Origin of the sequence: Paenibacillus sp. IHBB 3054, assembly GCF_051594305.1 — a bacterium.
Classification (GTDB): Bacteria; Bacillota; Bacilli; order Paenibacillales; family Paenibacillaceae; genus Paenibacillus_AQ.
Genome location: NZ_JBOFBG010000005.1, coordinates 129,137 through 145,300 on the forward strand (window position 1 = coordinate 129,137; position 16,164 = coordinate 145,300).

8 protein-coding genes are annotated in these 16,164 nt (G+C 44.1%); all 8 read left to right on the top strand.

Annotated elements, in window-relative coordinates:
* The first annotated feature begins 92 nt into the window (after positions 1-92).
* The 8 genes from ACQ76X_RS08620 (at position 93) to ACQ76X_RS08655 (ending at position 15,953) form a co-directional block, all read left to right on the top strand.
* Complete coding sequence (locus ACQ76X_RS08620; RefSeq protein ID WP_038597370.1) at positions 93-1,220, top strand: glycosyltransferase family 4 protein; 1,128 nt, start codon at positions 93-95, stop codon at positions 1,218-1,220.
* A 213-nt stretch (positions 1,221-1,433) separates the two neighbouring features.
* On the top strand, positions 1,434-5,339 hold the full coding sequence (locus tag ACQ76X_RS08625; RefSeq protein ID WP_438492989.1) for an S-layer homology domain-containing protein: 3,906 nt from the start codon (positions 1,434-1,436) through the stop codon (positions 5,337-5,339).
* Positions 5,340-5,594: 255 nt separating this feature from the next.
* Positions 5,595-5,936 (top strand): hypothetical protein, encoded by a 342-nt coding sequence (locus ACQ76X_RS08630; RefSeq protein WP_438492991.1) that lies wholly within the window; start codon positions 5,595-5,597, stop codon positions 5,934-5,936.
* Between the two features lie 502 nt (positions 5,937-6,438).
* On the top strand, positions 6,439-9,168 hold the full coding sequence (locus ACQ76X_RS08635; RefSeq protein ID WP_438492993.1) for a hypothetical protein: 2,730 nt from the start codon (positions 6,439-6,441) through the stop codon (positions 9,166-9,168).
* Positions 9,169-9,270: 102 nt separating this feature from the next.
* Positions 9,271-9,810 (top strand): hypothetical protein, encoded by a 540-nt coding sequence (locus tag ACQ76X_RS08640; RefSeq protein ID WP_438492995.1) that lies wholly within the window; start codon positions 9,271-9,273, stop codon positions 9,808-9,810.
* Positions 9,811-9,959: 149 nt separating this feature from the next.
* A complete protein-coding gene (locus ACQ76X_RS08645) occupies positions 9,960-10,232 on the top strand; it encodes a small, acid-soluble spore protein, alpha/beta type (protein WP_438492996.1) in 273 nt (90 codons plus the stop codon).
* A 282-nt stretch (positions 10,233-10,514) separates the two neighbouring features.
* Positions 10,515-11,717 carry a methionine adenosyltransferase gene (gene metK / locus ACQ76X_RS08650; protein ID WP_438492998.1) on the top strand — a complete coding sequence of 401 codons (1,203 nt, stop codon included), beginning with the start codon at positions 10,515-10,517 and terminating at the stop codon, positions 11,715-11,717.
* 207 nt (positions 11,718-11,924) lie between these two features.
* On the top strand, positions 11,925-15,953 hold the full coding sequence (locus tag ACQ76X_RS08655; RefSeq protein WP_438493000.1) for an Ig-like domain-containing protein: 4,029 nt from the start codon (positions 11,925-11,927) through the stop codon (positions 15,951-15,953).
* Positions 15,954-16,164: the final 211 nt, after the last annotated feature.

Below are 16,164 nucleotides of genomic sequence, written 5' to 3' on the forward strand. Positions count from 1 at the left end.
AATAAGAATAGCAGCCCAAAAACGGAATTGGAATTTGTATTTAGTTCAGCGTATAATTCAATGCGGTAGAGAAATGGGGGTCGACTGATCAAATGTTAATCATATACATCGCCGGATTTATTGTGTGCATGGGACTCGCCTTACTCTTGACGCCGCTGGTGAAGAAATTCGCTATTAAGATTGGCGCTACAGATGTGCCGAATGCCCGTAAAGTGCATACGAAGATTATGCCCCGCCTTGGCGGACTTGGTATTTTTCTGGCGTTTGTGTTGGGCCTGCTTGCCGTATTGCCAATTATTCCTTATGACTTCACTCCGCGGGAGGTAAGCTTCATCAAAGCGCTGCTGTGTGGTGGCGGAATGATTGTTCTGATCGGCGGTTTGGATGACCGGTTCGAACTTTCGGCAAAGGTGAAGCTGCTGGGCCAGATTGCGGCTGCCTGCATAGTAGTCTTCGGTTTTGGTATTACTGTTGATTTCGTAAATATTCCTTTTCATAATACGTATTCTTCGCTGGAAAGCTGGATTGCTATTCCACTGACTATTTTCTGGATTGTGGGTGTCACGAATGCCGTTAACTTGATTGACGGGTTGGACGGGCTTGCTGCCGGGGTATCCGGTATCGCAATTGCCACCATTGCAGTGATGGCCTTCTTGATGGGAAATACAATGGTTGCACTCCTGTGCCTCTTGCTGCTGGGCAGCATCATAGGATTTCTGTTCTTTAATTTTCACCCCGCCAAAATTTTTATGGGTGATACAGGTTCACTGTTCTTAGGTTTTTGCTTGGCTCTGCTTGCACTTCTTGGGTTTAAGCAAATTGCCGTCGTTTCTTTTATTACACCGCTCCTCATTATAGGGGTGCCTTTGTCTGATACATTCTTTGCTATCGTACGCCGCAAGCTGCAGAAGAAACCAATATTCGCACCGGATAAAGGCCACCTGCATCATTGCCTGCGCGAACTGGGGTTCAGCCACCGTCAAACGGTACTGATCATTTATGGAATTGCTACATTTTTCGGTGTATTGGCTGTTATCCAGACCTCTGCCTCACTTTACGAAGCAAACTGGGTTACTTTTGTAGTCATTTGCGTAATGCTGTTCTTCCTGCAAATTGGTGCGGAGATTACCGGTGTCATCAGTAAGACCAAACGTCCTGTGATTGACTTTTTCCTGAGAATGCGAATGAAGGTTAGTCAGGAACGAGGCTCGAAGCTGTAGGGTTTGTTTATAGATTTGTAGTGCTATTATATATTTTTTTTGAAAAGCTCATCCTGATGAAGGGTGGGCTTTTTGCATTTTAGAGGGTGTTTATTGAAGGAATATGTTGAAGCACGAATGATAAGTGTATAGAAAATTCAAGGAATTCCTTCAAATTATCTTCTCTAGGACCGATAAAATAATTAATATCATCAAAAGGGAGAGATTAATGACATGCAGCGCATGAGAAAGCCATTTGTATGGACGCTTCTGTTCGCCTTAATTGTATCTTTAATTCCAACTGGACTTATGAATACTGCAGTGGCTGCAGATACGCTTAAGCCTACCAGTTATTTTACGCCAGATAATACGAAATTGAGAAACACTGTTGATCTGACATTACTGCCTCCAATAGAAAAACAAATCTCAAGAACCAATGTATTGCAAGTAACGGATGCTAATTTACCAGTTACAGGAACGTTTACGAAAGTTACGAGTTCTACTCTGGGGGCCAATGTACAACGTTTGAACTGGGATGATGGGAAATGGGTAGAAGATGCTACACATGTAACGCCAGGTGTTGTTCAGTTGGATATTGACAGCCCTGACAACCGCTTTAGCGCAAATCTGACATTGTTTCCAGGCATGAACAAGATTACTCTTACGGGGTCACAGGGAAGCAATGACCGTTCTGAGGCTTTTTATGTACTATTTGATCAGGTTCCTTATGTCGAGAGACTTCAAGTTCTGGGTGGCTCAGAGAAGCTTAATTTGAACGAAGGAGCACAATTAGTCGTAGCCACCAAAGAAATTACACTTGAAGGTAAAGCGTTAAATGCAACAAAGGTTACTGCTGCCATTAATAATGAAAGTGCATCAAACACCTCTTTACTGCAGGATGGAACGTTCTTCTCGCAGCGTATGGCGCTTAATCCGGGTGTCAATAATCTGAAATTAGTCGTGCAGAATGGCTCAGATACGTTGAGCTTTGAATATACGCTTTTTTATTATGATGAGAAGAATCCTATAGTTAAAATGTATTTGGTTGATTCGCACAATCAGGGTCAGGACCTGCTGGGTGGTCAGCCGGTGATGACAGAAGGTTCAGATACTGCAAAATTAATGGTTCAAATGATGATTGAGGATACTGCGGGAGTCCCTTTTGCGGGTTCGGCAGTAGTGAAAATGAATGGAGCAGTATCAACGCCTACCTATGGGAGCGGTATAACATTGGACAGCGCTGGTCTTATCGCATTGAACGCGGGAGATGAGGTTTTGGTACCCTCTCCTATCAAGAATGCACCGTCCTATCGGCTGGTTTCTTTTGAGATGCCGCTGGCCCTAAACAAAGACAATGCAACGCCAGCGAACAGATTAGAGACGCAAACACATAATCTTTCGGTAGCTTACGGAACTAAAACTATAAATCGTTCTTTTGATTTTCAGTATATGAAAGATAGAATCGTAATCACGGATATGAAATATCTTGCAGGATACGATGGAACTGGCGTTATTCCACCCGGGATAGCTCTGAATGGGGCTAAGGTGGATGCCAGTGAGTTCTATATCTCGGTTAAAACAAATGCAGCAGTGACTAGCCCGGCGAAACTGATTGCGAAATATTTACCGATTTCCACTGCAGGTCTGACACCGGAGTTGGTAACTTCTGTTTCAGATACACAGCATATCTTTAAAATAAAGGATTTCCAAAACGGGAACCAGACCGTTAGATTTAACATTGAGGGTTCCTCTGCATATAAGGATGTTAATATTTCCTTTGCCTCTAAAAGCTATATTTATGTATCCAACCTTACAGATGGACAGACTATTGTTATTGATTCCGAGGCTGGCAAGAGCCTTGCTATTAAGGGGCAATATATTGATTTCAATTCAAACTCCGATTACTTCGTGGCTGAAATGTATGTGAATGGAACAAAAGAAAGATCAACCGGCTTAGATAAAACTTGGTTTAAAAGCGCCGCAGGTGGATTTGAAGTTAATTTAGCGATTAATGCGACCACGGGTCCATTAGTGTTTGGAGAGAATAAAATTGTCTTTACAGGCACAGGTACGGATGAAAAGGGGCAAACCCGGGAAGTCCGCAAGGAACTGCGCATTTACATTCTCGATGAGAACGTATCAACCATAAGTAAGTTTCAACCCGCGGTGGGTACTGCTAGAAGTACGTTTCCTGATCGGGAGTTTGGACCAACGGATGAACTGCTGACCAAACTATTTAACTTAACTCCTGATTTTATATACAAAGATAATCAGTATACTACCAGCTTGAAGACTTATGATCTGGTACTTAGAGGAAGCGGTGCGGTAAAACTCAATTTGAATATGGGAACAAAAAATATCCTGTCACTTGATATTCCTGCCATTCCCAATCCACCGATTACTCCCAGCCCGAGTTTTGCAGATAAACGCTATACCACCAGTTTTGCTGGGAGTCAAAAAGATTTTGTAATGCGGATTCAGGATCTTGTGAATGATACGCCAGGAACGTATATTTACACTCTTGAGCTGATAAATAGTACAGGAGCCAAAACCAGTCAGAAACTGGAGATTGTTAGAGAAGTAAGTGCGTATCGTATTCTCTCTCCTCAGCCTTCTGTAGGTACTCAATATGTTGTTAATAAAAACTTTGTTCATTTTGATATTGAAGCTGAAGGGGCTACAGATGTCATCATAGACAAAGAAAAAGCAGTCAAACGTACGGATTTGGGGCCAGGGAGATTTGCACTGGACTATGTAGGGTTGAAGGCAGATAAAGCTAACAGCATCAAAATTCAAATTGTTCGCGGTGCTACGACAAGTACAGACACTATTTCAATATTCTATACCGGTACAGTAGCAGTCGATGCACAATACATGTCACCTAAAACAGCAGACAAATACAGTGTGTTTAACAAAGCAGTGGAATTAACCTTCCCTAAAGGAACGGTAATGCAAAGTACGGATACGCGTAATTTGACGAAGTACTATCCTAATAACAAGTTACGGTTTGGGATTGCAGACCCAGCCACGGGTGTTGTAGAACGGCGTAACGATTATGGGAATGTCATCGGCTTCCCTGAAACCTTTAAAGAGAGTGGCATACCAACTTGGACGATTCCAGATGAATTTACGCTCCGGTTCAATTCTCCTTATGAGAGCAGCAATTTTGGACGTATATCGGAAGTGTATTGGATCAGCGGAGGATTGGGTGAGCTTGGAACCACATCAACGCCAGGGCATATTCCAGCTACGAATGGTTTGGCTCCTTATTCTGTAGATGGATTGTTTGGGGATCCACAGACTCCTGCGGAACGTATCATTACACCGTCTAAGCGGGGGAAATTGACATTAGCCTTTGATCCGAATGTTGTACAAGACGCGGGAACTATTGTTACAGTCTTCAAATACAACAATAAACGGGAATGGGAGAATATTGGCGGTACTGTAGATACCAATAAGCACACGATCTCCGTTCCTTTTGATGAATTTGGGTATTATAAGGTAATGAAAATGAGCCGAGGCTATAATGACGTTACGAATCATCAATGGGCGAGAAATATTTTGAACGCTCTTTACTCAAAGGGGATTATGAAAAATCTTCGGTTTGAGCAATTTGGAACAGACGATCAAGCGACACGAGGTGAATTCGCAACACTTCTGGTTAAAGGGTTGAATCTTCCACTTAACTATGATGACAACAAGACGTATTCCGATCTGGTGCCTGGAGCAAGTTCAATCACATGGGACTACGCTCATATTGAAACTGCGTCGAGAGCAGGCATAGTGACTGGACTTACCGATGGAGTATTTGCTCCGGATCAGCCAATTACTCGTGAGCAGGCAGCTGTAATGATTGCCAGAGCCCTGAAATTGAAATTGGCAGCTAACGATCAGAAATTAAAGGATTCAGTCGCCAAGTCGTTTTTGGATTCCGGTAAAATAGAATCTTACGCCTTGTCGGCAGTCCAAGCAGTTTCGAAGGCGAAAATTATGAATGGTGCTGAAGTAAGCATAGCTGGTCAAAAGAAGGCTTCTTACAACTTTAATCCTAAGTCTAATATGACCAGAGCTGAGGCAGGAAAGATCGCAGTAGAACTGTTAAAGAAGAGCACCACCATCTTCCCTAAAACCCTGAGCTAGATACATTTTAATTTGTTATGATATTACGGAGGGCTGGTTACTTGCCCTCCGTTTTGTATGCAAATGGAGTTGTTAAGGGTATGCCTTTATAAATCAATTTTCTTTGGGTATAATAAGAAACGAACTATATATAGTTCTTCGGAGCAGCTGTGACTTCATGCAGGTTGCATTTCCATTTAGATAACTTTGTAATCTGCTCCCATTTACGTTACAATAATATTGAAAATAATATTTTCTGAAAGGTGAAAGCCATCCATGAAACCGATTTTAGCAAAAGCACAATTGGATTATATGAAAGCAAAGAATACGTTTGAGAATAGAGCGAAAATCCTGGAAAAGGAAATCACAGCAAAAAGAGCGTTGCAGGAAATCTCACAGGATCTAATGGAGGAACTTGTACAAGCTACAGGATTCCATGATGCATACAATGATCTTGTTATTGCGGAGAATGCATTAATTGAATGGTCTCATACTACAATTAAGCATGAGAAGAGCTATCGGGAGAACCGCGTAGCGATTGACACTATGTACGAGAGTGTCAATTCAAGCCCTGAGAAGCGGCAGGAATTGATTCAGCTATCGATGAAGATCCGTTAGTTATATGCTATAAAGTGAAAGCGCCGGTTACGGCGCTTTTTTGTTTTGGCTGATAAAGAAATTTCTGGGTTTGAAAAAAGGTGATTATGTTTATTAACTTAACAAATATTGTTTAATGACGTTTCGAAAGTTCATGTGCTATACTGTTTCCCGTAGTCACCCATGATTAGCAATAGTTAGTAGAACTACATATGCTCTTCTATTGGAGCGGCATCGGGATGCCAAAAAAACTTTTTATGAGTAAGGCGCAACTTTTCCGGAACTTCTGCGTTTAAAGTGTAGAGTCATTTGCACCAGACATTTGGGATGACCCAAATTAATGAAGGCGCAGTGATTGGAAAAATTAGCTTTACGTGACTTGAGGCACATTGTATAATACTTAGGTAGAATTAGGAATCTAGTATTGTCATGCCTTAAACCGGTTTACAAGTTTCTGTGATACCCGTCACAGACATTATTTATACTTAATATGCTCAACTCGGGAAAGGGGGTGCATCGGCTAATGAGTGACATGAGCTACCCAACTAAAGAAAAATCTCAGTTCATGAACGTCCAAGGAGGAGAAAAAAAGGTTATGAAGAAAATTTTATCCGTAGCATTATCTACAGCAATGGCATTCTCGATGTTTGCCTCTGTAGCATTTGGTGAAACTGCAACAACTCCACAAGCGAAATTTGATGCTTTGGCAGCGAAAGGTATTCTTGAAGGGTACCCAGACGGTCAATCTCATCTTGAAAAAGATCTGACTCGCGCTGAATTCGCGAAGATCATCACTAAATTGTTTGATCTTCCAGAAGTAACTCCTACAACATTGTCTTACAAAGACAAAGGTTACACTAAAACTATGTGGGCAGCGCCATACATTGAAGCTGTAACTGCAGCTGGATACATGAAGGGAACTGACACTGTAAAAGGTCTCTTTAACTTCAATGGTAAAGTTACAGTGCAAGAAATTGCAGCTGTACTGCACCGTGCTTTGAAACTTGAAACTCCTACTACAACTGACAACAATGCAGCTGTATGGGCTAAAGGTTACGCACAAGCAGTTGTTGACGCTGGTCTAGTTGCAAAGGGTCTTGATTTCAAATCCAACGCTACCCGCTCTTTGGTAGTAGAAGCGGCTTATGCTGCTGCTAACTACTCGAAAGCTCCTACAGTAGTTTCGGGTGAAGCTTTGAACCCAACTAGCGTATTGGTGACTTTCTCTGATAAATCTACAACAACTGTAACTCTGACTACCGCTTTGGTAGAAGGCGTTGAAACTACAGTTCCTTTCAAACACAACAACGTTGATTACACCGTGAAGGTTACTCTTGCAGCTCCTAAGGTTGTTTCTGTAAATGCTCCAAATGCTAAGCAATTGCAAGTAACATTCAACCGTGCAATTGATACTTCAACTGTAGTTTCTAGCGATAAGCTTAAAACTGGTGTTATCAGAGTAATTCCTTTGAATAACCAACCTGCTATTACTGTAGATGGTGCTGAAGTGAGCGTTAACGCTGCTGGAACTGAAGCAATTGTTACCTTCCCGGGTCTTGAATTCCTTAAAGGCCAATACACTGTTGTTGTAACCGATGCAGTTAAGACAACTGCTGGAACAGCTCTTGCTCAGTACAGCCAGATGTTGACTGTTGCTGATACAGTGGCTCCAACAGTTGCAAGCGTAACTGCTGTGGCTAAGGATACTACTAATAAAGTGCTTGTGAAGTTCAGTGAGCCAGTTAAACCAGCTGGAATCATTGCTAGCGTGAACGGTGTGTCCGCTTCAGTAACTCGTGAAACTTACGACACCTTCAGCTTGACTGCAGGAACATTGAAGACTGGTACAACTTATGATGTATCCTTGTTGAATGTTAGTGACTTTGCTGGCAACCTGATAAGTCCTAATCCGATCAAAACAAGCGTAGCTGTAACTTCTGATACTGCTGCTCCTGCAATTACTTCTGTTACTGCAACTGGTGATAGCCTTATCACTGTTAAGTTCAACAAGAAAGTTAACTATCAGTCCTTGATTGGTAACGTTAAATTCTTGAATACTTATGGAGAGTCCCAAGGAACACTTAGTGTAGAAGCAACTGCTGACAGCGACACTGTTAAGTTTAAAGTTCCTGCTGGATTCAAACTGCCAGATTCCGGTTCTTACACTGGATCACTTGTTTTCGGAGCGACTGTTAAAGACACATTGGGCAACACGCTTGGTACACCAGTGACTCAACCGATCACACTTGTGAAGGATACTACGGCTCCTGTAGCTTCTAATGCATCATTCAGCACTGATAAAGGTCTGGTTGTACCATACTCCGAAGATGTTACGCTGGTAGGTGGAACACCAACATTGATTAGTGATTCTACTGGTCTAGTAGTAACTGGTATTGATTTCAGTGGTGCTAAGATTGTTGACGGTAGTAAGCTCACATATCCAAATGTGAAGGGTCTTAGTGGAACTTATACTCTGCGTCTTCCTGCTGGTCTAGTAACAGATTTGGCACTTGCTAAGAACAAATCAGTTGGCACTACTGTTAATGTTACTGCAGCAGCTGCAACTACAACTGACACTGAAAGACCTGTAGTTACAAGCATCACTTACTCTGAGGGTGTTAAAGCTGATACTGAAGTTGTCTTCACCGTAACAGTTAAAGACAACGTTGGTCTGAATGTGGCATCCCTGCGTGATTTGAATAGCTATACTTTGGGCAGCAAAGCACTTCCTATCAATTCCTATCCGCAGCTATTGTCATCTAAAGGAACTTCAACAGCTCCTACAGAAGCAGTAGTTGAAGTACGCGTTCCTAAAAATGCAATCAGCAAAACTGAAGCAATTGAATTTATTGCATCCGGTATTACTGATACTGCAGGAAATGGTACTTACGGTGCTACTATTAAGCCAGTATTGGCAGATGGTGTTAAACCAACCTTGGATTCAGCAGCTGTCTCTTCTGGAGATACTTCACTTCTGCAATTGACATTCTCTGAGCCGATCAATGCTGCTACTCTTAAGGCTAGCGACTTCGTAATTATTGTGAACAACAGCTCGACTGGAACAGCAATTACTGGTGGTTTCATCGCCGGTGTTGGTAACGATGCAGGTAAATATTATGTTAGACTTGCAGGATATCCTGACCTCAATGCTAACAACGTAAACAATATTTCTGTTAAAGTTATCGATGGTGCAACTGCTACAGATATCGCAGGTAACACTATCGTTGGTGATAAGACAGTATTCGCTAAGTAATCTCCGATTACCGAAGCAAAGAATAGCCTCTTCGGAGGCTATTCTTTTTTTTTTAGATTTTTATGTAATAAGGCTTACAATCCCAGTACATTGGAGGTTAGTATGAAACCAACTTATAAAATAATGACAGCAGCTGTGCTTATTACAGGCAGTCTGTGGGGTGGATCCCTCTTTTTTGGTGAAGCTGACGGTGCAGGTGTAGGCAACCAGCCAGGAACGTCCGAAGATCCAGTAGTTACTAAAAGCTATGTAGATCAACAGATCCAAAAAGCGATTCAGGGCGGAACTATCGCTACCCAGGCTCCAGCGGCCACACCAACGCCTGCAGCAATCCCTACCCCTACAGCAACACCTAGCCAGAATAAAGGCGATGAAGTTGAGATCGTTGATGTGAAAGCAGGTCAGACTCTAATTGCCGGAGCGGGTGCCGAGTTTATTGTTCGCGCCGGAAAGGCGGCTATTTATTCTCAGGACAGCAATGGTGTTGCTGATTTAACGGATGGAGCAGATTTGGTTAACGGTACTGCAGTACCATCCAATCATCTGTTATCTTTCCCTCGTGCCGGACGGGGCATAGTGGTGCAAGAGGGTCAGGCCGGTGGTCTGGTTGTCATGGTACGCGGAGCCTACACATTGAAATAGGCTCGAATATAAATAGGATGTCCTAATATCGGATTCGTCATACTTCGGCACAGTTTACCACTGTTGACAAACATTGAGGCGATTGGGGCCCTGGTAAAGAGCACACAATAATTCCTGTAATCTTAAAAAAATTCAGGAGGTGCTGTAACATGGCACGTACTAATCGCACAGTTGTACCGGAGAGCCGGGCAATGCTTAAACAGATGCAATACGAGATCGCTGCTGAATTCGGACTATATGGAGCTTCTTATGGTGGCGGGGCTGACACCGAGTTTGCTTCTGAACTTGGGGTTTTGGGCGGTGCTGGTGGGATAGGACGAAGTCAGTATCTCGGACATCTTACATCCAGAGACAACGGATCCGTGGGTGGGGAAATTACCAAGAGACTTGTTAAACAAGCAGAGCAGTCTTTGTTAACTTAATATCCGAACACTCTAGGGTTTGCTTACGGGATTTACTGTTTTATTAAATAAGCTACTGCCTTACGCAATGACGGGTAACACTGGCTATAATTGACACCATCCGGCAAATAAGATAATATGACTTTTGAGGAAAGCCATAAACCTTTTCCATGCGGAAAAGGTTCATTTTTTTAAGTTATGCGGTATTCCGATATTTATACTATACTTATTTTATGTGGCCTGTTATTTGTTAAGGAGCCCCCTTATACAGTGTCAGACTATCCATATGGGAGGTTATTGTACATGTCGATTAAAGGACGTCATTTATTTACTTCCGAGTCCGTAACGGAGGGACATCCGGACAAGATCTGCGATCAGATCTCTGATGCGGTACTGGATGCTTTTCTGGCTAATGATCCAAATGCACGTGTCGCCTGTGAGGTAGCGGTAGCAACGGGTCTTGTGCTCGTCATTGGCGAAATTAGTACAAAGTCGGAGTATGTAGATATACCGGCCATTGTACGTAATACGATTAAGGAAATTGGCTATACACGGGCGAAATATGGCTTTGATTATAATACTTGTGCCGTTCTCAGCTCGTTGAATGAGCAGTCTGCAGATATTGCCCAAGGTGTAAATGCTGCGCTGGAGAACCGCGACCCTGCACAGGTTGCTGAAGAAACCGCCAACATTGGTGCCGGTGATCAGGGGTTGATGTTCGGGTTTGCTACGAATGAAACGCCTGAACTGATGCCGTTGCCCATTGCTTTATCCCACCGTATTGCCCGGCGCCTGTCTGAGGTCCGTAAGAATGGCACTTTGGAATATTTGCGTCCTGATGGCAAGACACAGGTGACCATTGAGTATGATGGCGAAAAACCGGTACGTGTAGATACTGTAGTGGTATCCACACAACATGCCGAAGAAATTTCGCTTGAGCAAATTCAGGCTGATATTAAAGAGCATGTTATATTGCCGGTTGTTCCTGCCGAATTGCTAGATGAGAATACCAAATACTTCATTAATCCGACAGGCCGTTTCGTTATTGGCGGTCCGCAAGGTGATGCAGGCTTGACTGGGCGTAAGATTATTGTCGATACTTATGGCGGATATGCCCGTCATGGTGGAGGGGCATTCTCAGGGAAGGATCCGACTAAGGTCGACCGTTCCGCAGCTTACGCCGCCCGTTATGTCGCCAAGAATTTGGTGGCCGCTGGTCTTGCCGACAAATGCGAGATTCAACTGGCCTATGCCATTGGCGTTGCTAATCCTGTCTCGATTAATGTAGATACATACGGAACAGGTAAAATCAGTGTGGAAAAAATGGCTCAGTTAATCAGCAGCAACTTCGATTTGCGGCCGGCCGGAATCATTTCCATGCTGGATCTGCGCAAGCCGATTTATAGACAAACTGCAGCTTACGGTCATTTTGGACGTACAGATATTGATCTTCCTTGGGAACGTGTGGACAAGGCAGAAATGCTTAAAGACCAGGCTGGAATATAAATTATAGCTTTAGATCAGGCCTGTAAAGGCAATTCTTCTTATCATGGAAGAGCTGCTTTTACGGGCTTTTTTGTATGGTTATGCTGAAACTATAAATAAGTGAACTTATCTTATAGAGGAACTCTTCTAAACTTTGGAAGCCGTTTAGCCGAAATATAAGAATATATGTAAAGACGAAAGTATGGCTTGAGAGGAGTCTATCACCGCATGAAAAGGAAAATTTCAATATTAGCAGCACTCATTCTGGCAGGGGATCTGCTGCTCAGTGCAGGGTATTCGTCAATCGGTCCCGGGAATTCAGCAGTTTATGCTGCAAGCGAATTCAGCATGGCAACTTCACCAACAGCAGGTGAGGTCAATGTAAATGTATCGTCCTCCATTAAGCTGAAATTCGATCGTCAGGTGTATCCGCAGAGTGGAGATATCACTCTTACTACGCGAGACTCAGGCACGCCATATGTGACGGTGCCTATCGGCAGTTCTGGGCTAATCAGCAATTCTACGGAATACGAAGTTAAATTAGGCAAGCAGCTGGAGAAGAACAAAACCTATACCGTCACTGTTCCCAGAGGACTGTTTAAGGACGGGGCGGGTGCTGACTCAGCGGCTGCTTCATGGACATTTACCACATCACCTGAAATGAACCTGAATATTGGGGCAAGCGAATTCAATCCGGCGAACTATTCACGGGTAGATTCCGCAACACTGACTCAGCTTAGCTTTAAGCTGAACAAGAAGCTGCAAAAGAGCGGTGGATCCATTAAACTCATTTCCTCGGCAGACAATTCGGTTGTTCAGGAATTCAAGGTCAATGATGGAGATTATTCAGTCAATTTGCAAAGCGATGACTCTTCCACGATAGTGAGATTGAATCTTGCTAGTAGACTTACGGCAGGAAAAAGTTATTATGTTCTAATCGATCCTTATGCCTTTAAGGATGATGAGAATAAAACCTTCGCTGGAATAACTAGTGGGAACATTTGGAGTTTTTCCACAAAGGGAACAGGCGCTGCGGTAAATGTATCCCCAGCCAGTGGTGCTACTGCCGTATCCCCAGCCGGCAACATTCAGCTGAACTTTGACCAGCCGATGACGCCGGTTAATGGAGTGATCAAATTATCTTCCACTAATGCAGCGGATACAAGATACTTTGATGTGAACTCCTCGGCTGTTACCGGTGGTGGGACCAGAACCATAACGGTGGCATCGACATCGGCGACGAGTCCGCTGATGAATAATACTATTTACACAGTCACTATTCCTGCAGGCGCGTTTAATGACCAAGATGGCAATGCTTTTCCTGCCTCAGGAACACCATATGTATGGAGTTTTACAACTACCTCACAAACAGGTTACGCTGTAGACTCGCTCAGCCCGGCAGACCGCAGTGAATCTGCGGCGCTTGATCAGCCCATTAAGATTACCTTCAACCGTCCAAGTAAATATATTGAGACGAATCCTGTGAGCCTGTATAAGAGCAATGGAACTAAATTAGGATCAAAAGTAATCGGGAATAACGACAGTGAATTCGTAATCGTGCCTTCAAATACGCTCGAAAACGATACGGTTTATTACGTTGATGTTCCTCCAGGTGCTTTTGTTGAAAAAAATAATCCGAATTCATATGAGGGACTCAGCGGGAAAAACTCTTGGAGTTTCCGAACGGTGGCATTAGATAAGAGGGCACCGGTTCTGGTGTCTACACAGCTCGAAAGTAACCGCACGATCCGGCTCAAGTATGATGAAGCAATTCGTCCGTCAGTTGCTCTGCTGTCTTCTAGCTTTAATGTAACCGTCAACGATGAGAGAAGGACAGTAGAGAGTGTATATATCCAAGGCGACAGTGTGTATGTAACCCTTAGCACGGGTGTAGCAGTAGGCCAAGTTGTCAAAATAGCCTATACGGGTGGCCTTAGAACGATTCAGGATGCCGCCGGCAATGCAGCATCTACGTTTTCACTACGACAGGTAACGAATACAGTCCAAACGGCACTTCCTGCACCTAAGGACGGAATTTTGTCAGGAAAAACACTAACGCTGAATTTCAATGATACGCTTAAAGCGATTTCCACCAACGCCTTCAGCCAGTTTTCTGTTTATGCGGATGGTGTTTCGCTTGGAGTGGTTTCCTCCACTTCCAGTGGCTCCACGGTGATTCTGGGGCTAAGTAGTGATGCACCGAATGGACAGACGATTCGCCTAGCCTATTATGCCGGATCTTATCCTGTCCAAGATCAATATAGCCAGAATATAGCGAATTTTAACGATTTTTATATCCGTAATACCAGTGATTCAACTGCACCTGTCTATCAAAGCGCTGCAGGCTCTGGAAATAAGATTGTGCTTACATATAATGAGGGATTGTCAACGGCTAATCTGCCGATGAACAGCCAATTCTCCGTACTTGTGGGGAATACACCTAATTATGTGACAAACGTAGAAGTAAGCGGGAATCTGGTAACCTTGACGCTAGCGAGTGCCTTGAACACGAATAACTCGACTACGATCTCTTATGTACCGGGAACGGCCGGAGTTAGTGATCTGAACGGCAACCGGGCCGCTTACATTAACCTGCAGCCAGTGTCGGTTTCAGGCACCAGCAGTAACAGTAACGGTACAACAACAGTGCCGTTTATTAATTCAGCGACCATCTCCGGTGATGAGCTTATTGTAAACTTCAGCAAAAATATGCAGGCGTCCTCAAGCTTGTACACCAACCAATTTGGTGTGAGAGCTGATGGTAGCAGCGTGGGTATACAATCGTATACTGTATCGGGAAGTACATTGAAGCTGCTGTTGTCCACGGTAGTCAAACCCGGACAAACCGTCGTTTTATCCTATATGTCCGGTTCCGGTAATATTCTGGATCTGAACGGCAGTGCGCTTGCCTCATTCAGCTCACTTTATGTTCAGAATCTCACCGGTGTAGGCACATCCACAACCGGGCGTCCTTCGTATCTGGGAACTCTGGCAGCAAGTGAATTTGGCAAAGAGTATCCGCTATTGAAAGGGGACTCCGCAGCTTCTGCGGAAGACCGTTCCTTATATAACCAGTCGGTAAAAAGATATACCCTTACGGCTGACCGATTGACTGCCAGCTATGATTATCTCAATAAAACGGGCAGTCCGTCTCTGGCATTCGAAGTCCCTTCCACGGAATTGGGGGCCTATGTAGTTGTACCGTTCAAGCCCCTGCTGGAAGCAGTCAAACGCGACAGTAAGGCAACCTTTGCTATACGTTATGGAGACAGCCTGTACAATCTAGCACTAAATGACATAGATATGACCGGCCTTGCGTCCAAATTAATTGCAGACAGCAGCAATATTTCGCTGGTGTTAAGACTTGAAAAGGTACCTGCCGGCACGTTTGGGCCATTAGAGGCAACGCTTAAAACTCAGGGACTGCAGAGTGTAACCAGCCTTATGGATATCCGTTTGACCGCTGCGGTCAGCGGCAATTATTCTAATAGTACGGTTCTAAGTGTTCCGGGTGAATATACAGCCCGTACAACTTCTTCTTTAGTCAGTGACCAGACATTAGCGGCGAGACTGGATCTTGTCTACTCTGAAGCGGCATATCTGCCTAGCAAAATCAGCGGGGCAGGAAGCTATACCTTCATTCAGGCGAAGGTGGTAGGCAATCAGGTGGTAGGGACGTTCCTGTCTACCCGTGGCTTTTCAGATATGAGCAGGCACTGGAGCAAATCAAGTGTAGCGTTGCTGGCAGCCAAAAACATTATAGACAACAGCTACGGCAGCACCTTTAAGCCGGAGCAGAAGATTACCCGTGCCGAGTTCGCGGTGATGCTAAGCAGAGGACTTGGGCTGCTTGGTGACCGTGAGACAGCACAGCGCTTCAGTGATGTTCAAGCCTCTACCCAAATTGGGGATGCTATTGGTGCTGCGGCCAAGGCCGGAATTATAACCGGCAATACAGATGGCACGTTCCGTCCCAACGCCAATATTACCCGTGAGCATATGGCGACAATGATGATTCGGGCTATGGAATACACCAAAAATCCGATTACGCTTAGCGGCACATCAACATCCGTACTTTCGGCCTTTAAAGATAAGAGCAAGGTTTCGGGGCAAAGTGCCGAGTTTGTGGCCAAAGCTGTGCAGGAAGGAATTATTCTGGGTATGCCTGGCGCCCAGTTTCAGCCTCAAGGCAATGCCACCCGCTCTCAAGCAGCAGTAATGCTGCAGCGGATGCTGACAAAGGCCGGTTTTTTGTAAAAATATAAGAATTTATATGCTTCAAGCTATAAATTATCCTTCTATTTCTCGCTGAAACGGATACTGTCCTTTTGAGGACGGCGAAGCCGTTTCCACTTGCAAGCGCATGAGTATCCGAGTGTGCCATTTCTACCGACAATAGTTGTATGTCCGCTCTCAAGCGTCCGGTTTTGCGCCGGGCGCTTTTTGTCAGTTCAAATTGATGAATCTA

Excerpts from the sequence above, each read along its gene's own strand:
- ACQ76X_RS08620 (WP_038597370.1), top strand. The coding sequence starts at position 93 with ATGTTAATCATATACATCGCCGGATTTATTGTGTGCATGGGACTCGCC.
- ACQ76X_RS08625 (WP_438492989.1), top strand. The coding sequence starts at position 1,434 with ATGCAGCGCATGAGAAAGCCATTTGTATGGACGCTTCTGTTCGCCTTA.
- ACQ76X_RS08630 (WP_438492991.1), top strand. The coding sequence starts at position 5,595 with ATGAAACCGATTTTAGCAAAAGCACAATTGGATTATATGAAAGCAAAG.
- ACQ76X_RS08635 (WP_438492993.1), top strand. The coding sequence starts at position 6,439 with ATGAGTGACATGAGCTACCCAACTAAAGAAAAATCTCAGTTCATGAAC.
- ACQ76X_RS08640 (WP_438492995.1), top strand. The coding sequence starts at position 9,271 with ATGAAACCAACTTATAAAATAATGACAGCAGCTGTGCTTATTACAGGC.
- ACQ76X_RS08645 (WP_438492996.1), top strand. The coding sequence starts at position 9,960 with ATGGCACGTACTAATCGCACAGTTGTACCGGAGAGCCGGGCAATGCTT.
- metK (WP_438492998.1), top strand. The coding sequence starts at position 10,515 with ATGTCGATTAAAGGACGTCATTTATTTACTTCCGAGTCCGTAACGGAG.
- ACQ76X_RS08655 (WP_438493000.1), top strand. The coding sequence starts at position 11,925 with ATGAAAAGGAAAATTTCAATATTAGCAGCACTCATTCTGGCAGGGGAT.